The sequence below is a fragment of the Nonomuraea sp. NPDC048901 genome (assembly GCF_040649695.1).
Classification (GTDB): Bacteria; Actinomycetota; Actinomycetes; order Streptosporangiales; family Streptosporangiaceae; genus Nonomuraea.
Window position 1 is genome coordinate 236,642 of sequence record NZ_JBEZFW010000015.1, and the last position, 23,353, is coordinate 259,994.

Annotated in this window: 21 protein-coding genes; 17 read left to right on the forward strand and 4 right to left on the reverse strand. The window is 70.3% G+C overall.

Features of this window, described 5'->3' with window-relative positions; translation table 11 throughout:
* Positions 1–43 precede the first annotated feature (43 nt).
* The 4 genes from AB0C30_RS41155 to AB0C30_RS41170 all read left to right on the forward strand — a co-directional run bounded on the left by AB0C30_RS41155 (position 44) and on the right by AB0C30_RS41170 (position 4,038).
* Positions 44–1,795: a hypothetical protein gene (locus AB0C30_RS41155; RefSeq protein ID WP_357954297.1), complete on the forward strand. Its 1,752-nt coding sequence runs from the start codon at positions 44–46 to the stop codon at positions 1,793–1,795.
* Positions 1,792–2,667 carry a hypothetical protein gene (locus AB0C30_RS41160; RefSeq protein WP_357954299.1) on the forward strand — a complete coding sequence of 292 codons (876 nt, stop codon included), beginning with the start codon at positions 1,792–1,794 and terminating at the stop codon, positions 2,665–2,667. Before AB0C30_RS41155 ends, AB0C30_RS41160 begins: the two co-directional genes overlap by 4 nt.
* A gap of 4 nt (positions 2,668–2,671) precedes the next feature.
* Positions 2,672–3,325, forward strand: a complete 654-nt coding sequence (locus tag AB0C30_RS41165; RefSeq protein WP_357954301.1) for a hypothetical protein — start codon at positions 2,672–2,674, stop codon at positions 3,323–3,325.
* Between the two features lie 98 nt (positions 3,326–3,423).
* A complete protein-coding gene (locus AB0C30_RS41170) occupies positions 3,424–4,038 on the forward strand; it encodes a hypothetical protein (protein WP_357954303.1) in 615 nt (204 codons plus the stop codon).
* Between the two features lie 76 nt (positions 4,039–4,114).
* On the opposite strand, the gene AB0C30_RS41175 is transcribed toward AB0C30_RS41170, so the two are convergent.
* Positions 4,115–5,320, reverse strand: coding sequence for an ROK family transcriptional regulator (locus tag AB0C30_RS41175; protein WP_357954304.1), 1,206 nt, complete (start codon positions 5,318–5,320; stop codon positions 4,115–4,117).
* A gap of 111 nt (positions 5,321–5,431) precedes the next feature.
* Between AB0C30_RS41175 and AB0C30_RS41180 the strand changes: the two genes are divergently transcribed.
* Genes AB0C30_RS41180 through AB0C30_RS41195 form a run of 4 tightly spaced genes read left to right on the forward strand, consistent with a single transcriptional unit; the run spans position 5,432 to position 9,840 of the window.
* Positions 5,432–6,619 (forward strand): Gfo/Idh/MocA family oxidoreductase, encoded by a 1,188-nt coding sequence (locus AB0C30_RS41180; protein ID WP_357954306.1) that lies wholly within the window; start codon positions 5,432–5,434, stop codon positions 6,617–6,619.
* 55 nt (positions 6,620–6,674) lie between these two features.
* Entirely contained in the window at positions 6,675–7,766 is a 1,092-nt protein-coding gene (locus AB0C30_RS41185) for a Gfo/Idh/MocA family oxidoreductase (protein ID WP_357954307.1), read from the forward strand.
* Positions 7,767–7,771: 5 nt separating this feature from the next.
* A complete protein-coding gene (locus AB0C30_RS41190; protein ID WP_357954309.1) occupies positions 7,772–8,188 on the forward strand; it encodes a gluconate 2-dehydrogenase subunit 3 family protein in 417 nt (138 codons plus the stop codon).
* Complete coding sequence (locus AB0C30_RS41195) at positions 8,188–9,840, forward strand: GMC family oxidoreductase (RefSeq protein ID WP_357954311.1); 1,653 nt, start codon at positions 8,188–8,190, stop codon at positions 9,838–9,840. Before AB0C30_RS41190 ends, AB0C30_RS41195 begins: the two co-directional genes overlap by 1 nt.
* A 42-nt stretch (positions 9,841–9,882) precedes the next feature.
* Here the strand turns inward: AB0C30_RS41195 and AB0C30_RS41200 are convergent, their stop codons facing one another.
* Positions 9,883–10,815, reverse strand: coding sequence for an NADP-dependent oxidoreductase (locus AB0C30_RS41200; RefSeq protein WP_357954312.1), 933 nt, complete (start codon positions 10,813–10,815; stop codon positions 9,883–9,885).
* Between the two features lie 428 nt (positions 10,816–11,243).
* On the opposite strand from AB0C30_RS41200, the gene AB0C30_RS41205 reads away from it, so the two are divergent.
* The 8 genes from AB0C30_RS41205 to dmpG all read left to right on the forward strand — a co-directional run bounded on the left by AB0C30_RS41205 (position 11,244) and on the right by dmpG (position 20,502).
* Positions 11,244–12,800 (forward strand): ABC transporter substrate-binding protein, encoded by a 1,557-nt coding sequence (locus AB0C30_RS41205; protein WP_357954314.1) that lies wholly within the window; start codon positions 11,244–11,246, stop codon positions 12,798–12,800.
* Between the two features lie 33 nt (positions 12,801–12,833).
* The gene (locus AB0C30_RS41210; RefSeq protein ID WP_357954316.1) at positions 12,834–13,781 is read left to right on the forward strand and encodes an ABC transporter permease; all 948 of its coding nucleotides are present in this window, start codon (positions 12,834–12,836) and stop codon (positions 13,779–13,781) included.
* Between the two features lie 2 nt (positions 13,782–13,783).
* Positions 13,784–14,665 (forward strand): ABC transporter permease, encoded by an 882-nt coding sequence (locus AB0C30_RS41215; protein WP_357954319.1) that lies wholly within the window; start codon positions 13,784–13,786, stop codon positions 14,663–14,665.
* Positions 14,662–16,770, forward strand: a complete 2,109-nt coding sequence (locus AB0C30_RS41220) for an ABC transporter ATP-binding protein (protein ID WP_357954322.1) — start codon at positions 14,662–14,664, stop codon at positions 16,768–16,770. Before AB0C30_RS41215 ends, AB0C30_RS41220 begins: the two co-directional genes overlap by 4 nt.
* Positions 16,771–16,796: 26 nt before the next feature.
* The gene (locus AB0C30_RS41225) at positions 16,797–17,699 is read left to right on the forward strand and encodes a sugar phosphate isomerase/epimerase (protein WP_357954324.1); all 903 of its coding nucleotides are present in this window, start codon (positions 16,797–16,799) and stop codon (positions 17,697–17,699) included.
* An 81-nt stretch (positions 17,700–17,780) separates the two neighbouring features.
* The gene (locus AB0C30_RS41230) at positions 17,781–18,575 is read left to right on the forward strand and encodes a 2-keto-4-pentenoate hydratase (protein WP_357954326.1); all 795 of its coding nucleotides are present in this window, start codon (positions 17,781–17,783) and stop codon (positions 18,573–18,575) included.
* Complete coding sequence (locus AB0C30_RS41235; RefSeq protein ID WP_357954328.1) at positions 18,572–19,468, forward strand: acetaldehyde dehydrogenase (acetylating); 897 nt, start codon at positions 18,572–18,574, stop codon at positions 19,466–19,468. The genes AB0C30_RS41230 and AB0C30_RS41235 overlap by 4 nt, the downstream gene beginning before the upstream one ends.
* Positions 19,465–20,502: a 4-hydroxy-2-oxovalerate aldolase gene (gene dmpG, locus AB0C30_RS41240; protein WP_357954330.1), complete on the forward strand. Its 1,038-nt coding sequence runs from the start codon at positions 19,465–19,467 to the stop codon at positions 20,500–20,502. The genes AB0C30_RS41235 and dmpG overlap by 4 nt, the downstream gene beginning before the upstream one ends.
* Positions 20,503–20,579: 77 nt before the next feature.
* Here dmpG and AB0C30_RS41245 read toward each other — a convergent pair whose 3' ends face one another.
* Positions 20,580–21,374, reverse strand: a complete 795-nt coding sequence (locus tag AB0C30_RS41245; RefSeq protein ID WP_357954332.1) for an IclR family transcriptional regulator — start codon at positions 21,372–21,374, stop codon at positions 20,580–20,582.
* 117 nt (positions 21,375–21,491) lie between these two features.
* Between AB0C30_RS41245 and AB0C30_RS41250 the strand changes: the two genes are divergently transcribed.
* A complete protein-coding gene (locus tag AB0C30_RS41250) occupies positions 21,492–22,322 on the forward strand; it encodes an alpha/beta fold hydrolase (RefSeq protein ID WP_357954334.1) in 831 nt (276 codons plus the stop codon).
* A 49-nt stretch (positions 22,323–22,371) separates the two neighbouring features.
* On the opposite strand, the gene AB0C30_RS41255 is transcribed toward AB0C30_RS41250, so the two are convergent.
* Entirely contained in the window at positions 22,372–23,220 is an 849-nt protein-coding gene (locus tag AB0C30_RS41255) for an IclR family transcriptional regulator (protein WP_357954336.1), read from the reverse strand.
* Positions 23,221–23,353: the final 133 nt, after the last annotated feature.

A 23,353-nucleotide genomic window follows, 5' to 3' on the forward strand; every position in this document is an offset into this window, starting at 1 on the left:
ACCATTTATGGTCAAGTAGACCTTAACTAGAAATGAGGGCGGTATGAGCAGATCCGGGAGAGATCACGCGGGAGCCCTGCGCCAGGACGCGGCAACGAGGCATCTGTGCACAGGCGTGTATCTCGATCCCGAGCTACGGACCGTCGTCCTCCGCAAGGTCCACAACGACCCCCGGCACATGGTCGCGCCCTCGTACGGCTTCGACCTCGTGCCCGTCGTCGGGCACGCCTGGCTGGCGTGGCGGCTGGAGACGGCGCAGCATCTCGGCGTCCTCGCGGTGTTCACGGCCGGACTCATGATCCGCCCCGCCTCCGCCATCGTCGTCCTCAGCGTGCTCGCGTTCTGGTGGTCGGGCCGCCTGTTCCTCAGGAGCGCGCTCGTGGTGCTCCCCCTTCGCGCCAAGGAGATCGCGGACCACTGGCTGCGACGGGCGAGGTGGCGGAGCGAGGGCGAGGAGTTGCGCCGGCACGAACGCTTGTTGCGCCTGTGCGGCATGGGGTGCGTCGTTCTGATCGTCGTGGTGTTCCTGGCCGCCTCACTCTCCGATGCTCCGCTGGGCGAGACGGCGGGGACGGCGGGACTCCTCCTCCTCTCGATCGCCGTCGTGGTGGGAGGAAGAGGCGCCGCGCATCAGATATGTCTCAACCGCATGTACCACGCCGTCTCGTTGCTCCCGGCGAGGCTCTCTCCGCGGCTGCGGGCGATCTCCGAGCAGCAATCGCACCCGTACGTCGTCTACCGCAGACCTTCACCACCGGACCCGGAAGAGGAACAGGAGAGACCGGCCTGGGATTTGATCGACGAGGATCAGAGTCCCTTCGTCGGTAGCGGCACGCTCGTGCACCGATGGCTTCCCCCGCTGACCATTCAGCTGCTGGAGGCCATGAACGTCGTGGACGCCATGGAGCACAGGTCGATGGAGGAGCGCGAGTACGCCGGCCCCGCTTTCCAGGCGCACGAACTCGTGGACCATCTGAAAAAGGCCATGGCGCCCATGGGCGACGCCAACGACCCCAACGCGTTGAGCGGATTCACGGTCAACGACCGCGTGTACATAGCCGAGTCCGACGTGCCACCGCACGCCGAGTGGCTGCGGGAGTTACCCGACCGGCACAAGATGAACAGCATCATCGACGCCCCCTACGGGGCCGAACACCATTTCCTGGAGATCGGCGCGAGCCTGACCGGTGAAATAGTCACGACGGTCTTCGTCAGAGTCACGGTGAAAGGCAAGGCCTTGAGCCTCGACTTCGCCGCCTGCGCGCTGACCAGAACCCCCAGCGAATATCACGTGCTGAACGCCTTCGCCGAGAGCGGCGCGACCGCGGTTCTGCGGTCCGCGCTGCGCGAGCTGGGCGTTCTCCCCGACCGGGTCGCCGCCGTGCGGAGTCTGGCCCAGGCGCCCGCGCTCCTGATCGGAGCCGTAAGAGCCAGGAAGAACCGCTTGCTCAAACCCCGTCGCGGAATGGCCATCGGCGCCCAGCTCAGCATCAGACAGGAGAAATCTACTCCGTGGCGACAGTCGCAATTGGACGAGGTCACGATCCACGACCACATGAAACTCATCGAGCAACGCCTGCTGAAAGCCGTCGAGGACTTCCTCGAAGACCACAAGATCGACACCTCCGCGTTCAAGAGGCGGGCCATCGGCATCATCAATTCCGGCGTCCTGAACATGGGCGGCAAGGTCGAAATGAAGCAGTCAGCGGTGGGCGTCAACGCCCGGGTACGCGCGGACAGCCGCGAACCAGACAAGAACGCCGAGCAATCCTCGGCGCACGAGGGAGGCGAATGATGACCGGCAACAGCGGCGTCATCAATTACGGCGGCTCCATGAAGATCCGGCAATCCGCCGTCGGGGACGGAGCGACGGTCACCGTCCGCGAAAAGAACCGGACATCCGCCAGGCGAGCCGACGTGGGGGTCATCACCATACTCGGCAAAGAGGCCGGCGCGGTCCACGAAGTGCTCGGCCTGCGGCAGGTTTCCGACAGCTCGCTGCCCTTCTTCGAGGGAACCGTAGCCGCTCAGGGGACGAACCACCGGATCGTCGCGATCCGCGCCCTGGAGCAGGGGCAGCGCTCGACCGTGGTCGCCTTCGAGCAGCTCCGGCGGCATTACAACCCGGCCATTGTCGTACTGGCGGGAATCGGCGGCGGCATCCACCGCGACGTCAAAGTGCGCGACGTCGTGGTGACCACCCGAGTCATCTATTACGACCTGCGCAAGGAGACCCCTCACGGGCGGCGGCGCAGAGGGGAGGAGCTGAAGGCGCCCGCCACGACGGGGCACGCGGTCAACTCCTTCTTCACCGCCCACGGCGAGCCCGCCAAGTTCCCCTCTCTCGACGGCTCAGGTCACTTCCAGGTGCTGCCCGGCCCGATCGGCTCGGGTGACGCCGTCATCGCGGACGCCGAGTCGGAGATCATCCGGTATCTGAAGGCGTACAACGACAAGATCCTCGCCGTGGACATGGAGGCCGGCGGCCTGACCCAGGCCTTCCACGAGCAGGACGGCCCCCAGATCGTCCGCGGCTGGGTCGTCGTACGCGGAATCTCCGACGATTCCAGCGCGGGCAAGAACGACGACCACCAGGACCTCGCCGCCCGGCACGCCGCGCTCACCCTGCGCCATCTGCTCCCCTACCTGCCGGCCGCGAGCACGTGACGTCATGGCGGAGTTCGTGCTCGGCGTGGTGAGCTCCATGTTCGCGACCGCGCTCACCATCGTCGGCGGCTGGGCCTTCTCCCTGCGTTCCCGCCGATGGCCGGCCATCGTCCTGGCCCATCTGACCGGTCTGGGAGAGCTCCACGTCCTCCCGCGCCAGCAGTTGGCCGCGCAGGATCTGGCGGCCGAGCTGGGCCGCGCGCGATGGGTACGCGTCCTCGCCGGCCGGGGCAACGAGCTGACGCGCGACAGTTTCGCCCCGGTCTGGGAGGCGGCGGGCAAGGGCCTGACGTCCGTACAGGTGCTCCTGCCCGACACCACGAGCGGCAACGACTACTGGATCTCACAGCGAGAGTCGGACCTGCGCCGCGCCGACCTCGGCTTCTCCCCCGGTCTGCTCGCCGACCAGGTGCGGATCAACGCCGCGTACGTCAGCGAGGTCACGCGGCATCGGGGACCGATCTCGCTGCGCTTCTACGACCTGCCGAACCTCCACCGCATCGTGATCACCGACAACGTCGTCTACCTCACCGTGTACCGCCCCGCCGAGCACGGCCGCAACTCGCCGTGCATCGTCGCCCACCGGCCCGGGGTGCTGTACGACTACGCGTCGCAGCTGTTCACCATCGCCTGGGAGCACAGCCGTCCGGCGGAGTGAAGAGATCGCGATGGCGGTTTCAGCGCCTTCGTCGCCGGGCTTCCGCAGGTGCTTTTCGACGGCTTCATCTGATCATCTATCGACATAGCGAGGAACCGGTGAATCCATCTCCAGATTCCGCGGCCGCGCAGGGCTGGCATGACTCCTGCGTCCTGCGCGCCTCCGTACTGGCGGGAAGTCCGTTACCGACGTTCTCCGCCGGCAACGTGCGGCTCAACGCCTACGAGGTGGTCCACGGCGACACCCAGTTGATGCACGAGACCTGGTGCGGAATGGACGTCACCTACGAGCAGAACCGCATGGTCTTCGGCCATCCAGCCGTGATGGCGGCCGGGTTCGCGGCCAACCTGGTGGGCAACTCCATCCGGCGGGCGCGGGCAGAGCGACAGGCGCGAGAACAGTGGCGGCCGCTCGGCTGGGCGCAGACTCTGGTGACCAATCAGCGCGTCCTGGCGTTCATGGGCAACCAGTGGCGCGGTTGGCCGCTTGACTGGGTCATGGAGCTGTGGCCGGCGCCGAGCGGCTATGCGTTCACGGTGCTGCTTCAGGGAGAGGATCCGCTGCGCTTGTCCGGTCCCTGGGCGCCGTGGCACTGCGTGGTACTGGCGTACCTGCTGTATGGACCGGATTATCTGGCCGGGCATCCCGAGTTCCAGGCCATGGGCCGGCCACAGAGCCGGCAGCCGCCGACCGACAGGGCGCCAGGGACGTGATCGGCGCATCGGCCTAGCCGAGCCGCCGCGCGATCGGGCGGCCAAAGCGGCATGAGCCCGGACACCTTACGAACGGTCATGCCTCGGCGAGCAGGCGGCCCACCCCCGCCTGGCTGAAGGCCTCCCGGCTGGCCAGCGCGATCGCGCCGAAGATCCCCGCGTCGGCGCCGAGCTGGCTCGGCATGATGATGAGTTTGCGCGTGGCCAGCGGCAACGCCTGTTCGTACACCGCGGCGCGTACCCCCGACAGGATCTCGTCCTGCAGCTCGCTCAACGGGCCGCCGAGCACCAGCGTGCGCGGATTCAGCGTGTGGATCAGCATCGCCACCACCTCGCCGATGTCGGTGGCCGCCTGGCGGATGCGGTGCAGTGCGCTGGTGTCGCTGTCGGCGACCAGGCGGGCCAGCTCGCGCGAGGCGTGCAGCCGGTCGTCGAACGAGGACGGCGTGATGCCGAGGTCGGCCAGGACCGCGCGATGGCTGGCCACTGCCTCCAGGCAGCCGGTCTTGCCGCATCTGCAGACGACGTCGCGGCGCGTGGGCGCCCGAATGTGCCCGATGTCGCCGGCCGCGCCGTCGGCGCCGCGATGTACCGAGCCGTCGGCCGTCACGATGCCGGCGCCGATGCCCGAGGCGACCTTGATGAACAGCAGGGGCGTGTCGGCCATCTCCTGGGTCGCCTCGCCCAGGGCCATCAGGTTCACGTCGTTGTCCACCGTGACCGCGGCGCCGAACTGCCCGCGCAGGTAGTCCCCGACGGGGTAGGCGTCCCATCCGGGCATGATCGGCGGGCGTACCGCGCAGCCGCGCTGGAAGTCGACCGGTGCGGGCAGGCCGGCGACGACGTGGCGCACCCGAGCCGGATCGTGGTCGTGCTCGTCGAGCATCGAGCGCAGCCGCTCCGCCACCACGGCCAGCAGCTTCTCGGGGCCGCCGTCGACTGACATGTCCACGGTGTCGCGGGCGATGACGGTGCCGCTGAGGTCGGCGATCGCCAGCTGGGTCGCGGAGACGTCCACGTCGGCCACGGCGATGGTGCCGGCGCGCGGGCTGATGGTGAGCGCTCGTGGCGGCCGCCCGCGTACGGACTGGCTCGACTCGGTCTCCTCGACGATGCCGAGCTCGATCAGCCTGTCCACCTGCTGGCTCACCGTCGATCGGGCCAGTCCGGTGAGCCGCGCGATAGCCGCGCGGCTGGTCGCCTCGCCGGTGGCGATCATACGGAGCACCTTGCGCAGCGCGATGGCCACAGGTGTCGGCCCGTGCTCGTCGTCTTTTTGCATGCGACGAAACTAAAGACGGCATCTTGTGGCTGTCAATGGCCTCAATCATGCTCTTATACGGCAATACACCCGTCCGGAGGTCTGAACGTGGCGCATCCGCATATTCAAGCCGTGATCGTCGGCGCCGGCTTCATCGGTTCGGTACACGCGGCGGCCGTGCGCGGCGTCGGCGCGACCGTGCGCGGCGTCGTCGGCTCCACCCCGAGCCGTTCGGCCGCGCTCGCCGACGAGTGGAACGTCCCGGCGCGCTACCCGGACCTGGCGGCCGTACTCGCCGATGACGCGGTCGACGTGGTGCACATCTGCACGCCGAACGCGCTGCACGCCGACCAGGCGGCGGCGGCGTTGCGGGCCGGCAAGCACGTGATCTGCGAAAAGCCGATCGCGACGTCGCTCGCCGACGCCGAGCGGCTCGCCGCGGTGTCCGCCGAGACCGGCCGGACGCTCGCCGTCCCGTACGTCTACCGCTACCACCCCCTGGTACGCGAGATCCGGGCCCGCCGGATGAGCGGCGACTTCGGCGCCTGGCAACTCCTGCACGGCAGCTACCTGCAGGACTGGATGCTCGACACCGGCACCACGAACTGGCGCGTCGACGCCGCGCGGGGCGGGCCCTCCCGCGCCTTCGCCGACATCGGGTCGCACTGGTGCGACCTCGTCGAGTGGGTGGCCGGGGTACGGTTCCACGAGGTGACGGCCCGGCTCGGCGTCACCATCCCGGCGCGCCCGGCGGGCAGCGGCAACACTTTTAGTGCGAATGGTCCGGACAGTGGAACAAGCAGTGAAACGAGCAGTCCGGACGGTCCGGAGAGCGGGACGAACGGAGCGGCAGCGGACGAACTGCGGCCGGTCTCGACCGAGGACGTCGCCGCCGTCCTGCTGCGGACGGCCGACGGGGTCCTGGGCTCGCTGACGGTGTCACAGGTCTCCGCCGGACGCAAGAACCGCCTCTGGTTCGAGCTCGACGGCGCGGACGGCAGCGCCGTGTTCGACCAGGAGAACCCCGAGTCGGTGTGGCTCGGCGACGCCTACGGCGCCCGGCTGGTCGTACGGGACCCGGGCCGGGGCTCGGCCGAGCAGCGCCGCCTGGCCACGCTTCCGTCGGGACACTCCCAGGGGTACGGCGACTGCTTCCGCGCGTTCGTCGACGACGCCTACTCGGCCATGGCCGGCCACCAGGTGGAGGGACTGCCGACGGCCGCGGACGGTGTCCGCTCGGCGCACCTGATCGACGCGGTGCTGCGTGCCGACGACAGCCTCGCCTGGACCGTGGTCGAGCGGGCCCCAGCACGCATGTGAGGCAGGCCCTCACGATCAGGCACCTTTGAATCCCCTAAGGAAGGACAGCGAAAACATGGCGACACACCACCGCATCGGCATCCTCGGCAGCGGCAACATCTTCGGCCGGTACGTCACCGGCATGGCCCGCTACCCGGAGCTCGAGATCGTCCGCGTCGGCGACATCGACGTCGACCGGGCCAAGCGGGCCGCCGGCGAGCACGGCATCCCGGGGTGGGGGGACGCCGACGAGCTCTACGGTGACGACTCGATCGACATCGTGGTGAACCTGACCCCGCCGGCGCACCACGCGAGCACCATCATGCGGGCGCTCGACGCCGGCAAGCACGTCTACGTCGAGAAGCCGATCGCCACGACCGTCGCCGACGCGAAGACGGTGCTGGCGGCGGCCGCGGCCAGCGGGCGCGTTCTGGGCTCGGCCCCGGACACCTTCCTCGGCAGCGCCAGCCAGACCGCGCGCAAGGCGCTCGACGACGGGCTGATCGGCGAGCCCATCGGCGCGTCGGCGTTCATCCGGCACAGCAAGGCCGAGACCTGGCATCCGGACCCGCGCTTCCTCTTCCAGGCCGGCGGCGGCCCGGTGCTGGACATGGGCCCGTACTACCTCGCCATACTGGTGAACCTGCTCGGCCCCATCAGGTCCGTGGCGGGGGCCGCCCGCATCGGCGCCCCCGTACGCACGGTGACCGCGCCGGACCGGGCCGTGGACCACATCGACGTCGAGGTGGCCACCCACGCCTCAGGCGTCCTCGTCTTCGATTCCGGGGTCATCGGCACGACGCTGATGAGCTTCGACGTCTGGGACAGCGATCTGCCCGCCATCGAGATCTACGGCACCGAAGGCACGCTGTCGGTGCCCAACCCCAACCACTTCGACGGCGACGTCCGGGTGCGGCGGCACGGCGAGGCGGACTGGACCGTCCTGCCGCCGGTCGTGGAGTTGTTCGGCGCGGTCGGCACCAAGGAGCAGGCCCGCCGGGGGCTCGGCGTACGGGATCTGGCCGACGCGATCGAGGGCGGCCCGCACCGCGCCAACGCCGCGTTCGCCTTCCATGTGCTCGAGGCGCTTTCCGCGATCGACGGATCCGCGCAGGTCGTCACCTTGGAGAGCACGTGTGAGCGTCCGGCGGGCCGCTTCGAGAGCTGACCGTGATGGCGGACCTGACCGCTTTACAGGTCGCGACCCTGAGCGCGGTCGTCGACACGATCGTCCCCGCCGACGAGCATCCGGGCGGCGTCGAGGCCGGTGTCCTCGACTACCTCGAGGGGCAGTTCGGGCGCGACCTGGCGGGTCTGCGCGCGTACTACGGCGCCGGCCTCGACGCCCTCGACGCCGAGGCCGGCCAGACGTACGGCGTGCGGTTCGGCCTGCTCGAACCCGACCGGCGGGAGGCTCTGCTGCGCGCCGTCGAAGCCGGGGAGACGCGCACGCCGTGGCCGTTCGACGCGCCGGCGTTCGTGAGCACGGTGGTGGAGCACGTCATGGAGGGCTTCTACGGCGATCCGGGCAATGGCGGCAACCACGACGCCGTCTCATGGCGGATGATCGGGTTCGAGGTGAGCGACTGATGCGGGAAGACGCCGGGCGGGGCGAGCGGGTGGACGCGGTGGTGATCGGGTCGGGCGCCGGCGGCGGGGTGGCCGCCGCGGTCCTCGCTCAGGCGGGCAAGCGGGTGCTCGTCCTGGAGCGCGGTCGCGACCTCACCTACGAGCAGATCGGCCGCGACCACCTGCGCAATCACCGGATCGCCCGCTATCCGCACCGGTCCGGACCGGACCTCGAGGGGAGCCCACGCGTCGCCGTCGACATGACGGGCCGCGAGCAGCTGGTACGAGCACACGAGCCGGGCTTCCACGGCAACGCCACGCTGGTCGGCGGCGGCACCCGGCTCTACGGGGCCCAGGCGTGGCGCTTCCTGCCCGCTGACTTCACGATGGCCGGCACGTACGGCGTCCCCGCGGGCAGCAGCCTCGCCGACTGGCCCATCGGCTACGACGACCTGGCACCCCACTACGAGCGCGCCGAATGGGAGATCGGGGTGTGCGGCGACCACGCGGCGAGCAGCCGTCACTGGGCGCGCGCGAAGGCATACCCGATGCCCCCGCTTCCCGAGGGCCCGCAGGCCAGGGCGCTGCGGCGGGGCGCGGCCGCCCTCGGCTGGGACGTGCTGCCGGTGCCGCTGCTGATCAACTCGGTGCCGTACGCCGAGCGGGCCGCCTGCACCCGCTGCCAGCACTGCGTCGGCTTCGCCTGCCCGGTGGACGCCAAGAACGGCTCGCACAACACCGTCCTGCGCCGCGCGCTCGCCACCGGCCACGCCCGGCTGCAGCCGGAGGCCGTCGCCGAACGCGTCATCTGCGACGCTGGGGGCCGCGTCACCGGCGTCCGCTGGGTGGACCGCTCGGGAGCACGTCACGTGGTCGAGGCCGAGGTGGTGGTCTGCGCCGCCGGCGCGATCGAGACCGCCCGGCTGCTGCAGAACTCACCGACCCGGCGCGAGCCGTACGGGCTGGGCAACAACCACGATCAGGTGGGGCGACATCTGCAGGGCCACGCCTACGTGTGGGCGCTGGCCGAGATGGACGAGCCCATGCACGACGGACGCGGCCCCGGGGTCTCGGTCGCGACGCTCGACTTCGCGCATCACAACGACGGCGTCGTCGGTGGTGCGATGCTCGCGGACGAGTTCACGGTGCTGCCCATCGCCTTCTGGGCGCGGAACCTGCCGCCGGACCTGCCCCGCTGGGGCGCGCTCAACAAGCGGTACATGCGCGACAATTACCGGCGTGTCATGCGTGTGGGAGGGCCGGTCCAGGAGATCCCCAGCCCGCACGCGCGGACCCGGCTCGACCGCCATGTACGCGACCGCTGGGGCATCCCCGTCGCCCGCCTGTCCGGCACGACCCATCCCGAGACCCTGCGGACCGCCGCCCACCTCCGGGAACGGGCCCGCGAATGGCTCGTCGCCTCGGGCGCGCGCCGGACGTGGAGCGGGCCGGTTCCCTTGGCGTTGCACGGCGGACAGCATCAGTCGGGCACGTGCCGGATGGGCGACGACGAGCGGACGTCGGTCGTCGACCGGTGGGGCCGGGTCCACGGCCATGACAACCTCTACGTCGTGGACGCCTCGGTGCACGTCACCAACGGCGGCGTCAACCCGGTTCTGACGATCATGGCCCTCGCCTTCCGCGCGACCGAACGGCTCTGCGCGGAGTGGTGAGCACGGCTCTCAACGAGCCGCCGGCGTAAGCGTAAGTGAGTCTCAGCGACGCCCGGCGACGTCGAGCACGACCTTGCCGGACACGTGGCCGGACTCCACCAGCGCCAACGCCTCAGCCGCCTTGGCCAGCGGAAACACCCGGCCGACACACGGATCCAGCTTCCCGGCGGCCACGAGCTCGGCCAAGGCCGGCAGCGTCCCCGTACCACCCGTCCGCTTCAGCGGGCGCGCGCCGAAGCGGGCGGCGATCTTCTCGTCGGCCACGGTGGTCACCCGTGTCCGTTCGGTGATCACGCCCGCCACGCCGGTCAGCGCGTCACCACCGACCAGGTCGAGCACGGCGTCGGCGCCCGCCGGAAGTAGATCGCGGAGCCTATCGGCGACGTCGTCGCGGTCATAGGCCACCGCTGTGGCGCCGAGGGACAGGAGAAACGCGCGCTTCGCCGCGCTCGCGGTGCCCACGACGGCGACTCCGTCCATGGCCGCGAGCTGGACCGCGATCGTGCCCACTCCCCCACCGGCGCCCAGGATCAGCAGCCTCTGCCCCGGAGCCAGGCCGAGCTCGGCGAGGCTCTCATAGGCGGTGCCCGCCGCGATCGGCAGCGCCGCCGCGTCCGTGAACGACAGTCCGTCCGGCATGCGCGCCGCCTTGGCGGCCGGCAGCAGCGCCAGCTCGGCGTACCCGCCGCTGCCGCCGACCGTACTGCCGAAGACCCGGTCACCGGCGGCGAGGCCGGCCACTCCGGGGCCGGTCCGCACCGCGGTCCCCGCGACCTCGCGGCCGAGGGTCGCGGGCAGCCGCAGCGGCAGGAAGGCACGGTGCATGCCCTCACGGACCTTCCAGTCCACCGGGTTGACGCCGGCCGCGCGCACCTCGACGAGCACCTCGCCCTCGCCCGGCTCGGGCGCGGGAACGTCCAGGAAACGCTGGACGTCCGGACCGCCGTACTCGATGAACGCGTATGTCAGAGGCATGATCCCGGAGGCTACCCGGCTCCGGCCGACCGGCGTGGCGCCCCGTCTCGGTCAGTGAACCGGCGAGCAGGGGCGGGGACCACGGATGGGCTGTTCCGGTGAGCGAACCGGTGCGGGGGTACGTCGGAATCCTCCGGTCCTAGGGTGTGAGGCCACCACCTGAAGGACGGTGACGCGACGGTGCGAATGCCTGGCGATCACGCTGCCGACACCCGTTCGGCACCTGGTGATCATCTCGGCCGTCCTCGGCTACGGATGGCGTGGCCGTACCGAAAACGCTCCCTTTATGACGGGAACAAAACTAAAAGCGGCGGGTTGTGCCTGTCTGAGTCGCGAACCATGCTCCTCGCCAGGGGACAAATCGGGCCGACTGTACAATTCCCGACACCCCGGCATACACACCCCCCAGAACGTCTCGAGGAGTATCGATGTCAGTGACGAATTGGCGCCGCCGGCTCACAGCAAGCGCTGCCGGCGCGGCGCTGCTCGCGTCCGCCGCGTGCAGCGCCGCCACCCAGGGCGCCCCGGGGAACTCCGCCTCCGCCGGCCCGGCCACCCAGGGCGGCAACCTGGTCGTCGGGCAGACCACAGAAGCCGAGCCGGGCTCCTTCCTCAAGACCTCCTTCGGCAACATCCTGTGGGAGTACGCCGTTTTCGAGACGCTGACCCTTATCGATACCAAGACCGGGCAGCCCAACGGTGTCCTGGCCAAGTCGTGGACCCTGGCTCCCGACGGCAAGAGCATGGACATCAAGCTCCGTGACGACGTGACCTTCCACAGCGGCCGCAAGCTGACCGCGGCCGACGTCACCTTCGCCATCGAGAAGGTCCAGGACCCGAAGACCGGGGCGGCCAACCAGTCGATCGCCGCGCAGATCTCCGAGATGAAGGCGAAGGGCGACTACGAGCTGACGCTCACCTTCAAGCAGCCGCTGCCGAACATCTTCGACCTCTTCGAGACGATGCCGATCCCGAACAAGGACGCCTACGCCGACTACGCGGCCGGCACCAAGGTGGACGGCACCGGGCGCTTCGAGTGGAAGTCGTGGACCCCGGGCGGCAAGCTCCAGCTCACCAAGTACGCCAAGTACCGCGATGTCCAGAACACCCGCCTGGACAGCATCGAGGTCAACCTCATCAAGGACCCGACGGCGATGGTCGCGGCCATCCGCAGCGGCCGGGTCCAGTACGGCGTCGGCCTGGCGGGGCTGGACGCGCGAAGCCTGAGCCAGCAGCCGGGCTTCTCCCTCGTGTCCTCCGGCGGCGCGGCGATCCCGCTCGGGTTCGACGTGACCAAGCCGCCGTTCGACAACAAGGCCGTGCGCCAGGCGATCCACTACGCGATCGACCGCGACCGCATCGTGCAGCAGGTCGAAGGCGGGCAGGCCCAGGCGACGAACCTGCCGTGGCGGCCCTCCACGATCGGCTACGACGCCGCGCAGACCAAGCAGTACACCTACCAGCCGGACAAGGCCAAGCAGATGCTGGCCGCGGCGGGTGTGAAGGCGGGCACCTCGTTCGAGGTGACCATGCTGAACACGCCCGAGGCCACCGGAGTCTTCCAGATCGTCAAGAACAACCTGGCCGCCGTCGGGCTGGAGGCCAAGCCGGTCATCGCCACGGCCGACTATGACGCCAAGGTCGCGGCCAAGGACATGGGCACGCCCGCCTTCCTGATGATGAACAGCAACGGCCTCTCGCCGGCCAGCGCCGTCGTGAGCCGCCCGGAGCTGCTGGCGGACGAGAACGTCTCGCACTTCAAGAGCCCCGAGTACACCAAGCTCGTGAAGGCGGTCACCACCGCCAGCACCACGCCCGACCAGCAGAAGGCGCTCCACGACTACAGCGCCTACTTCGCCGACCAGGCGTTCGTGCTCCCGCTGATCACGCGCCCCACCCTCACGGTGCGCTCCAACGCCCTGAACGGCCTCGCGCCGACCCAGATGGGCTTCCTCGACATCAGCCGGGCCTGGCTGTCCAAGTAATCGACCTCTAGACCGACTGGCGGTATCGAGACGATGGTCCGGTTCCTGATACGCAAGATCCCATCGCTGGTGTTCGTGCTCTTCGCGAGCTCGATCGTCGCCTTCGCCCTGCCTCGCCTGGCACCGGGGGATGTCGCCGTCACCCTCGCCGGCACGGATCCGACCGCGGCCACCATCGCCGCGATCCGGGAGCAGCTGGGGCTGGACCGGCCCCTGGTGCTCCAGTACTGGGACTGGATCGCCGGGCTCCTCCAGGGCGACCTCGGAGAGTCCTACCTCCTGCACCGCAGCGTCGCGAGCCTGATCGGCGACCGGCTCAAGAGCACCGTGGAGCTGTCGGTGTTCGCGACGCTGCTGGTCATCCTGGGTGGAACGCTCCTGGGAGTCCTGGTCGGCTCCGCCAGACGCCGCTGGGCGCGGGCCGGCCTCGACCTGATCAACAGTTTCTTCGTCGCCATCCCGTCGTTCCTCACCGGGCTGGCGCTGATCCTCGTCTTCGGCGTACTGAACCGCTGGCTGCCCGTCAGCGGCGAGGTCAGCTTCGTCGACGATCCGGTGATCGGCTTCCAGTTCCTGATCCTGCCGGCCATCGCGCTGGCCCTGCCCTCGGCGGCGGTCGTCGCCCGCCTGTTGCAGGCGGAGATGCTCGCCGCCAAGAACGAGGACTACGTCGACCTGGCGCTGAGCAAGGGCGCGTCGGCCGCGCGGATCACCGTCCGGCACGTGCTGCGCAACAGCGTGGGCACGGCGGTCGTCGCCGTCGGGCTCCAGGTGGGCAACCTGCTGGCCGGCGCGGTCATCATCGAGGCGATCTTCAACCGCAACGGCCTCGGCCAGCTGGCCGTCTCCAGCGTGCAGACCCGCGACTTCACCGTGCTGCAGGTACTGATCCTCGCCATCGTCTTCGTGGCGGTGATCTGTCAGATCCTCACCGAGGTCGTCCTGGCGGCCCTCGACCCGCGCATCAAACTGGGAGAGTAGGGATGGCAGACCTTCCCCTGACCACCTCCGACGCGGCGCCGCCACAGGCCCGCCGTCGGCTGAACCCGACCCTGGCTCGCTACCTGTCCGCCTTCCGTACACCGAAGGGCGTGGTCGGGCTGTCGATGCTCCTCCTCCTGGGACTGGCCGCCCTGCTGGCGCCCGTGCTGTTCCCCGGGGGCTACGACCAGCAGGGCCCGCAGTCGCTGACCGGGATGTCGGGCGCGCACATCTTCGGCGTCGACGAGTTCGGCCGGGACATCTTCGTCCGCAGCGTCTACGGCCTGCGCATCGACCTGAGCCTCATCCTCACCGCGGTCCCCCTCAGCATGGCGATCGGCACGCTACTCGGTCTGACCGGCGCGATCTCCGAACGCCTGGGCGCCGCCGTGCAGCGACTGCTCGACGTGATCATCGGTTTCCCCGGCCTGATCCTGGGGATCTGCCTGGTCGCCATCCTCCAGCCGGGCTGGCCGGCGCTCTTCCTGACGATTCTGATCAGCGGCCTGCCCACCGCCGGGCGCCTGGCCCGCGGCGCGTGGCTGAGCCAGCAGAGCAGGGAGTACGTCCTGGCCGCCCGGGTGATCGGCGTCTCGCGCCGGCAGCTGCTCGTCCGCCACGTCCTGCCGAACGCGATGGACGCGATCGTCGTCAACGGCGCCGTCTGGATGGTCGTCGGCGTCTACATCGAGGCCGGACTGAGCATCGTCGGCCTCGGCGTGCAGCCGCCGACGCCCTCGCTCGGCGTGCTGCTGAACAACGGCCTGCGCTTCGTCACCCAGGCGCCGACGTACATCATCGGCCCCGCCCTGCTCCTTCTCCTGCTCGCGATCGGCTTCAGCCTGCTGTCGGACGCGCTCAACGAGGCGGTGAACCGCCGATGACCTCCCCCAACACCACCGAGTCACCGCTGCCGGCGACGGGCAAGGGCATGCCGCTCCTGCGGGTCGAGGGCCTGCGTACGGAGTTCCGCCTGAAGAAGGGCGGCGTCAAGGCCGTCAACGACGTCAGCTTCGACATCTACCCGGGCGACGTGCTGGGCATCGTCGGCGAGTCCGGCTCGGGCAAGTCGGTGACGGCCCGATCGATCATGCGCATGCTCCGCCCGCCGGGCGAGGTCGTCGCCGGCTCCATCCGCTTCGACGGCGAGGACCTGCTCACGCTGCCCGAACGCGAGATGCGGCGCCGGCGCGGCAGCAAGGTGGCGATGGTCTTCCAGGACCCGCAGTCCGCGCTCAACCCCGTCATGAAGGTGGGCGACCAGATCGTCGAGGCCATGACGGTACACGGCGTCGACAAGCGGGCGGCGCGCGAGCGCGCGATCGAACTCCTGGAGCAGGTCGGCATCCCTGACGTCCAGACGAAGATCAACCACTATCCGCACCAGTTCTCCGGCGGCATGCGCCAGCGCGTCGTCATCGCGATCGCCCTGGCCAACGACCCCGCGCTGCTGGTCGCGGACGAGCCGACCACGGCTCTCGACGTCACCATCCAGGCGCAGATCCTGCGCCTGCTGGCCAGGCTCCGCACCGAGCTGGGCATCGCCATCGCGATCATCACCCACGACATGGGAGTGGTGGCCGAGCTCTGCACGGACGTCGTCGTCATGTACGGCGGCCGCACGGTCGAGAAGGGGACCGTCGAGCAGGTCTTCGAGCGTCCGCGCCACCCCTACACGGCGGCGTTGCTGGCGGCCATGCCCCGCCTCGACGACGACCGGATCGGCCGGCCGCTGCCCGCGATCCCGGGAGCGCCGCCCGACCCCGCCGCGCCGCCACCCGGCTGCCCGTTCGCCCCTCGGTGCCGTTTCACCGAGGAAGCCTGCGAGCAGGAGCCACCGGCGTTGCTCCAGATCGGTGACGCGGGTCAGGCGGCGGCCTGCTTCGTCGCCCAGCGGGCCGTGGACATCTCGGTCAACGAACCCGCCGCGCCTGTGGAGGACGAACCCACCGTCACCGTACAGACCGAGCAGGCCGTTCCCCCTGCGGCCACGGCCGTGCTGGAGGTACGGGACCTGAAGGTCGACGTCGGATCCCGGCGGCGCGGGCTGTTCCACCGCGAGCCACCCGTGTACGCCGTCGACTCGGTGAGCCTGACGGTGCACCAGGGCCGCACGCTCGGGCTCGTGGGCGAGAGCGGCTGCGGCAAGTCGACGCTGTCGCGCAGCATCGTCGGCATCAACCAGGTCGCGGACGGGTCGATCCTCATCGACGGCGCCGACGTGAGTGGGCTGGGCGAGGAGGATCTGGGCCGGGTCCGCTCCTCGGTGCAGTACCTCTTCCAGGATCCGTACGCGTCGCTGAACCCGCGCCGCACCATCCGGCAGTCGCTGGCCGAGGCGCTCGCGTTCAGAGGCATCGGCCGGCGGGAGCGCGAGGACGAGGCGCGATCCCTGATGACGCAGGTCGGGCTCCGCCCCGAGTACCTCGACCGCTACCCCCACGCGTTCTCCGGCGGCCAGCGCCAGCGGATCGGCATCGCCCGCGCGCTGGCCCGGCAGCCGCGCGCGCTCATCCTCGACGAGCCGGTCTCGGCGCTGGACATGTCGATCCAGGCGCAGATCATCAACCTGCTGGAGAAGCTGCAGAACGAACTCGGGCTCGGCTACCTGTTCATCGCCCATGACCTGTCGGTCGTGCGTCACCTCAGCGACACCGTCGCGGTGATGTACCTCGGCCGGATCGTGGAGCACGGCGACGCCGCCGACGTCTACGGCAACCCGCAGCACCCCTACACCGCGGCCCTGCTGTCGTCGTCGCCCGTCCCCACGGTCTCGGCGCGCTCGCGCGAGCGCATCGTGCTGCCCGGTGATCTGCCCAGCCCGGCGAACCCGCCCTCCGGATGCCGGTTCCGTACCAGGTGCCCGATCGGCCCGCTGGCGAACCCGGAGCGGACGATCTGTACCGAGGTCGACCCTCAGCTCACCCTCACGGCCACCGGCCAGCGGGCCGCCTGCCATTTCGCCGGCGAACTCGCCCCCAAATCCTGACCCCCCATCTATTGAAAGGAAGCCATATGTCCGGCACACCGAAGATCGCGCTCAACCCGATCCAATGGATGGCCAGCGCCGACGGATGGCTGGACCCGTCCCTCGCGCCCGAGCCGAAGCAGCGGCTGTCCCTGATCAAGCAGGCCGGATTCGACGTCGTCATGGCGGAGGTCCCGGCCGGCTGGACCGTGGAGCAGTACCAGGCGCTCCTGGACGAGACCGGCCTGACGCTCGCTCCTGGCTACTTCGTCTGCCGCTCGGACGGCAGGGACGGCACCGAGGACGACGTCGTGGCCGGCGCCGCCGAGACCGCCCGCCAGCATGCCCGGCTCGGCCTGACCGAGATCGGTCTGGGCATGGGCATGGGCAAGGACAAGCCGCGGGTGGCGCACCCCGCGCAGGCGTACGACGCCGACGACTCCCGTGTGGAGGCGGTGACGGCGCTGATCGGACGGATCGCCGACGCCATGGTCGCCGAGGGCGTCCGGCCGTCGCTGCACCCGCACGTCGGCACCTGGATCGAGACCGAGGAGGAGGGCCGGGCGGTGCTCGACGCCATTCCGGCCTCCCGGCTCGGCTTCCTGCCCGACACGGGGCACCTGGCGTGGGCCGGCGCCGACGTCGGCCGGTTCGTAAAGGACTACGCCGAGCGGATCCCGTTCGTGCACGTGAAGGACTGCCGGCTCAGCGTCGCCGCCGAAGGGCGCGAGAAGGACTGGGGTTACCAGCAGACCGTCCTCGCCGGGCTGTGGGTCGAACCCGGCCGGGGTGAGCTCGACCTGCCCGGCATCATCGGCAACCTGCCCGGCGACTTCGACGGGTGGCTGATGGTCGAGGTGGACCGTCCCGACATCGCCGACCCCTACGAGAGCGCTCAGGTGTCGGCCCGCTGGATGCACAGCACGTTCCCCTCGCAGACCCAGGGCTGACGCCCACCGCCGGCGCGGCCCCCTTCCGGCCGCGTCGGCACTTCTGAACGACCCATGTCAAGAACTGCGAGAGGAGCGATTGTGGAGCCAGGCTCCGTGGAGAAGGCCGCCGCCGATCTGCTGGCGGCGTACCGTACCGGCGACCCGATCCAGCCACTTACCACCACTTATCCGGAGCTGTCGGTGGCGGACGCGTACGCCATCCAGCGCCACCAGATCGACGCCCTGGTCGCGGACGGCGCGGTCGTCAAAGGTCACAAGGTCGGCCTGACCTCGGCGGCGATGCGCCGCCAGCTCGGCGTGGACCAGCCCGACTACGGACACCTGCTGGACTCCATGTTCCACCTGGACGGCGCCCCGATCGACACCCGCCGCTTCCTGCAGCCGCGGATCGAGCCGGAGATCGCCTTCGTGCTCAAGCGCCCCCTGTCCGGGCCCGGGGTGACCACGGCCGAGGCCGTCGCGGCGGTGGACTTCCTGCTGCCCGCTCTGGAGATCATCGACTCCCGGATCGCGGACTGGCGGATCACCCTGGCCGACACCATCGCCGACAACGCCTCCAGCGGCGGCGTGGTGCTCGGCACCCGCCCGATCCGGCTGGAGACCGTGGACCTGGCGCTGGCCGGCTGCCTGCTGCACCGCAACGGCGACCTGGTCCAGACGGGGGCGGGCGGCGCCGTGCTCGGTTCCCCGCTCAACGCGCTGGTCTGGCTGGCCAACACCCTCGGTGAGCAGGGTGTCGCCCTGGAGGCGGGACACGTCGTCCTGCCCGGCTCGATCACCGTGGCCATCCCGGTCACCGCTGGGGACATCGTCAGCGCCACCTTCGCCGGGATCGGCACCGTGACCGCCCGTTTCCAGGAGGAGATCGCTTGACCAGGCTGAGCGCCGCCATCGTCGGCCCCGGGAACATCGGCACCGACCTGCTGGTCAAGCTGCTGCGCAGCGAAGCGATCGACGTGCACTCCATGGTCGGGGTGGACCCGGCCTCCGACGGCCTGGCCCGTGCCCGCGCCCTCGGCGTCGAGGCGTCCGCGGGCGGTGTGGACTGGCTCCTGGCCCAGGACCGGCTGCCGGACCTGGTCTTCGAGGCCACCTCGGCCAAGGCGCACCTGGCCAACGCCCCGCGCTACGCCGAGGCCGGGATCAAGGCCATCGACCTGACGCCCGCCGCCGCCGGACCGTTCGTGTGCCCCCCGGTGAACCTGGCCGGCCTGTCGGACGTGCCCAACCTCAACATGATCACGTGTGGCGGGCAGGCGACGATCCCGATCGTGCACGCGGTCTCCAGCATGGTGCCGGTGCCGTACGCCGAGATCGTCGCCTCGATCGCCTCCCGCTCGGCCGGGCCGGGCACCCGGGCCAACATCGACGAGTTCACCCAGACCACCGCCCGCGCGATCGAACAGGTCGGCGGCGCGGACCGCGGCAAGGCGATCATCATTCTCAACCCGGTCGACCCGCCGATGATCATGCGAGACACCGTGTTCTGCGCGATCCCCGCCGACGCCGACACCGACGCCATCGCCGCCTCGATCCACGCGATGGTGGCCGACGTCGCCGCGTACGTGCCCGGCTACGCCCTGCGCGCCGATCCCCAGTTCGACGGCCCGCGCGAGGTCTGGAACGGTCATGCCCGCGTGGCCGTGTTCCTGGAGGTGCGCGGCAACGGCGACTACCTGCCGCCGTGGGCCGGCAACCTCGACATCATGACCGCCGCGGCCGCCCGCGTGGGCGAGCAGCTCGCGCTCGGAAAGGTCTCCGCGTGACTGACAAGAGTTTTGGCGACAAGATCAGGCTCACTGACTCCACACTGCGTGACGGCAGCCACGCCATGGCCCACCGCTTCACCGAGGAGCAGGTACGTGGTGTCGTCCACGCCCTGGACCAGGCCGGGGTAGAGGTGATCGAGGTCACGCACGGTGACGGTCTCGGCGGTTCGTCCTTCAACTACGGGTTCTCTCTCGAGGACGACATCAAATTGGTCGCCGCCGCGGTGGACGAGGCGGTCTCCGCCGAGATCGCCGTACTGCTGCTGCCCGGCCTCGGCACGGTGGAAGATCTCAAGCAGGCGCACGGCGCGGGCGCGTCGGTGGCCAGGATCGCCACCCACTGCACCGAGGCGGACGTCTCCCTCCAGCACTTCGCCGCCGCTCGCGAGCTGGGCATGGAGACCGTCGGCTTCCTCATGCTGTCGCACCGCGTCGGCCCGGCCGAGCTGGCCCGGCAGGCGCGGATCATGGTGGACGGCGGCGCCCAGTGCGTCTACGTGGTGGACTCCGCCGGCGCCCTCGTGCTCGGCGAGGCGCAGGCGCGCGTCAGCGCGCTGGTCGCCGAGATCGGCCACGAGGCGCAGGTCGGCTTCCACGGCCACCAGAACCTATCTCTCGGCGTGGCCAACTCGGTCCTGGCCGCCCAGAACGGCGCCCGCCAGATCGACGGCGCTTTGTGCGCGCTCGGCGCCGGGGCGGGCAACGCGCCAACCGAGGTGCTGGTCGCCACGTTCGAACGGCTCGGCGTCCCGACCGGCGTGGACGTTCAAGGCGCGCTCGCCGCCGCCGAGGACGTGGTCAAGCCGTTCCTGCCGCGCCTGCCGTTCGCCGACCGCTCCGCGATCACCCAGGGGTACGCCGGGGTGTACTCCAGCTTCCTGCTGCACGCCGAGCGGGCCGCGCTGAGGTACGACGTGCCCGCGCACGAGATCCTGCAGCGGGTCGGCGAGGCGGGGTATGTCGGCGGGCAGGAGGACATGATCATCGACGTGGCCCTCCAACTCGCCGCCGACCGGGACCGCGTCGCCTGAGCTCTTCTGAAGCGAGGCCGGGCCGGGACCGCGTCGCCTGAGCCTCCGAGGCCGAGAAGTCCTCGGCCTCGGCCAGGTCATGTCCGGCGGTCGATGGCCAGGGCGATGCCCGCGGCGGTCGAGCGGAGTTCGGGCAGCAGCCGCCTGGTCACCAGGCGCGCCACCGGTGCCGCGGCCGACACCGACGCGACGACCGTTCCGTCGGCGAGCGCGACGGGCACCGCCATGCTGCCGAACCCCAGCAGGATCTCCTCCGTCTCGACCGCGTAACCGCGTTGCCGGACCACCTCAAGCTGCCGCCGCAGGTCTTCGACGGACCCGACCGTCCGTGGCGTCAGGGAGGGCCAGCCGGTCAGCGCGAGGCGGCGGAGCCGCTCCTCCCTGTCGGGGCACGTCGCGAGCAGCACCTTCCCCGTCGCCGTGCACGACGCGGGCAGCCGCCCGCCCACCAGGGAGTGCGTGTGGACGTTCGCCTCCCCCGCGACCTTCTCCACGTACAGCACATGGCCGCCGTCGAGGACCGCCAGGTGGATGGTCGCCCGGGTGGCGGCGAACAGGTCGATGAGCAGGGGCCGGGCCACCCGGCGCAGCACCGCCGCCACCGGCACCCGCTGCCCCAGCTCGAAGACCCGCATGCCGAGCTGGTAGACGTCCCCCCTGCGTTCGAGCAGCCCCCATTGCACCAGCTCCTGCGCGAGCCGGTACGCCGACGCCTTCGGCACCCCTGAGCGCCGGCTGAGCTCGCTGAGCCGGAGCTCGAAGGCCCCCGACTCGAAGGCGCCCAGCAGGAGCTGGGCCTTGCCGAGGACCGAGTTGGGATAGTCCGCGCCATCGCCGGAGCCGGACGCCTCAGCGAACATCTGTGACGACATCGGGACTCCTTCACGCCGGTCCGGTCACCGGTCCCCTCCGGTAGTGATCGCCGATGCGCCCGGCAAGACTCCGGATGGGAAAGCCAACCTTACCTCCGGCCGACATAAGAGGACGTTTTGGACATTACGCCGCCCCTTCGATTCGGGTACGCCGACTCGCCGTTCGGCCAGCTGCACTACGCCGAGCAGGGCGCGGGCCGCCCTCTCTTGCTCCTGCATCAGACCCCCAGGTCCTGGGACGAGTTCCGGGAGCTGATCCCCCTCCTGGCGCCGCACCGGCGCGTCATCGCCATGGACATGGTCGGTTTCGGGGCCAGCGCGAAGGCCCCGGCACCCCACACGATCGAGCTCTTCGCGGCGGGCGCGCTGGCCCTGCTGGACGCCCTGGACATCGAGTGCGCCGACGTCCTGGGCCACCACACCGGCGGCGTGGTGGCCGTCGAGCTGGCGGCGTCCGCGCCGGAGCGGGTCGGGCTGCTCGTCCTGTCGTCGACTCCGTGGACCGACTCCCGATTCCGCCGGTCCCACGCGGACGGTCCGGGGGTGGACGAGGCCGTGCACTCCCCCGGCGGCGACCACCTGCTGACGCTGTGGCGGCTGCGGCAGCCGTACTATCCCGACCCGGCCACGGGCCTGCTCGACCGGTTCGTCCACGACGCACTGGCCCCTGGAGTCGATCCGGCGGAGGGGCATCGGGCGTGCGCGCGGTACTACATGGAGGACAAGATCGGCTCGGTCAAGACATCCGTGCTGCTGCTGGGCGCCGCGGCGGACCCGTTCGCGCTACCGGCCATGGCCCCGCTCCGGGAGAACCTCACCGGGGCGCTGAGCGTGACGTCGGCCGTGGTCGACGGCGGCATGATCCCGCTCATGGAGCACAAAGCCGCGGAAGTGGCCGAGATCGTGACGATGTTCCTGACGGACCCGCCGGTCGAGGACGCCTCGTAACCTGCGGCCCTGATGAGCCTGGCCGGTCGAGGGCGCTTCGTGGCCGGTGTCAGCTTCTGCCGCCGTCGGCGACCATGATCGACTTCGTGATGCGCCTGCTCACCATGCTCAACAGCCCCACGTACTTGTTGACGTCGGCGCGGAAGGTCGGCGCCGTCACCGACAGCGCCGCGACCACCGTCCCGGTGGCGCCGGTCAGCGGGATGGCCACGCTGAGATAGCCGACGCGGGTCTGCTCCCGCTCGATGGCGTACCCGGCCTTGCGCGCCTGCTGGATCTCTTGGGCCAGCAGCTTGGGCGCGGTGATCGTACGGGGGGTCACGCGCGTCAGGGAGGTGGCCACGACGTCGTTGAAGAGCGCCCCCGGGCCGAAGGCGATCAGGGCCTTGCCGGTCGCCGTGCAGTGCAGCGGCATGCGTCCGGCGATGCGCGACGGCCTGGACACCTGGCCGTGACCGGACACCTTCTCCAGGTAGATCACTTCCAGCCCGTCCAGCACCGCCAGATGGATGGTCTCGCCCGTCGCCTGGTAGAGGTCCTCCATGAAGGGCCGCGCCGCGTCACGCAGAATCCGCTGGCGCGGCACGCGCTGCCCGATCTCGAACAGGCGCATGCCCAGCCAGTACTCGGAGCCGCGCCGCTCCAGCAGGCCCCATTGCAGCAGTTCCTGCGCCAGCCGGTGGACCGACGCCTTGGCGACGCCGGTGCGGCGGACGATCTCGGACAGGCCGAGGCTCTCGTCATCCGGGCCGAACGCCTCAAGGATCAGCCGCACTTTGCCCAGCACGCTGTTCGCCGACCCGTCGGGCTCGGCCGGGGAGGCGATCGCCACCGGCTGGGGTTCACCGTCGGCATCGGAGACGGGGAGGGGAGACGACGACGGGTAAATAAGGGACATTGGGTGATAATCAGGCCAATGTCCGGTTTCGTTCAACGGGACTGTTCCGGTGAGCGAGACAGCCCAGCGTGATTCTTCTCAGCGCCGATTTCGACGGTCTCGAACTACCTGTCCCCCGCGCAGTGCACCGGGA

What these genes read in the sequence shown, in the direction of transcription:
- AB0C30_RS41160 (WP_357954299.1), top strand. Translation starts at nt 1,792, where the DNA reads ATGATGACCGGCAACAGCGGCGTCATCAATTACGGCGGCTCCATGAAG.
- AB0C30_RS41245 (WP_357954332.1), bottom strand. Translation starts at nt 21,374, where the DNA reads ATGTCGTCACAGATGTTCGCTGAGGCGTCCGGCTCCGGCGATGGCGCG.
- AB0C30_RS41225 (WP_357954324.1), top strand. Translation starts at nt 16,797, where the DNA reads ATGTCCGGCACACCGAAGATCGCGCTCAACCCGATCCAATGGATGGCC.
- AB0C30_RS41190 (WP_357954309.1), top strand. Translation starts at nt 7,772, where the DNA reads ATGGCGGACCTGACCGCTTTACAGGTCGCGACCCTGAGCGCGGTCGTC.
- AB0C30_RS41175 (WP_357954304.1), bottom strand. Translation starts at nt 5,320, where the DNA reads ATGCAAAAAGACGACGAGCACGGGCCGACACCTGTGGCCATCGCGCTG.
- AB0C30_RS41165 (WP_357954301.1), top strand. Translation starts at nt 2,672, where the DNA reads ATGGCGGAGTTCGTGCTCGGCGTGGTGAGCTCCATGTTCGCGACCGCG.
- AB0C30_RS41215 (WP_357954319.1), top strand. Translation starts at nt 13,784, where the DNA reads ATGGCAGACCTTCCCCTGACCACCTCCGACGCGGCGCCGCCACAGGCC.
- AB0C30_RS41210 (WP_357954316.1), top strand. Translation starts at nt 12,834, where the DNA reads ATGGTCCGGTTCCTGATACGCAAGATCCCATCGCTGGTGTTCGTGCTC.
- AB0C30_RS41205 (WP_357954314.1), top strand. Translation starts at nt 11,244, where the DNA reads ATGTCAGTGACGAATTGGCGCCGCCGGCTCACAGCAAGCGCTGCCGGC.
- AB0C30_RS41195 (WP_357954311.1), top strand. Translation starts at nt 8,188, where the DNA reads ATGCGGGAAGACGCCGGGCGGGGCGAGCGGGTGGACGCGGTGGTGATC.
- AB0C30_RS41185 (WP_357954307.1), top strand. Translation starts at nt 6,675, where the DNA reads ATGGCGACACACCACCGCATCGGCATCCTCGGCAGCGGCAACATCTTC.
- AB0C30_RS41200 (WP_357954312.1), bottom strand. Translation starts at nt 10,815, where the DNA reads ATGCCTCTGACATACGCGTTCATCGAGTACGGCGGTCCGGACGTCCAG.
- AB0C30_RS41155 (WP_357954297.1), top strand. Translation starts at nt 44, where the DNA reads ATGAGCAGATCCGGGAGAGATCACGCGGGAGCCCTGCGCCAGGACGCG.
- AB0C30_RS41255 (WP_357954336.1), bottom strand. Translation starts at nt 23,220, where the DNA reads ATGTCCCTTATTTACCCGTCGTCGTCTCCCCTCCCCGTCTCCGATGCC.
- AB0C30_RS41220 (WP_357954322.1), top strand. Translation starts at nt 14,662, where the DNA reads ATGACCTCCCCCAACACCACCGAGTCACCGCTGCCGGCGACGGGCAAG.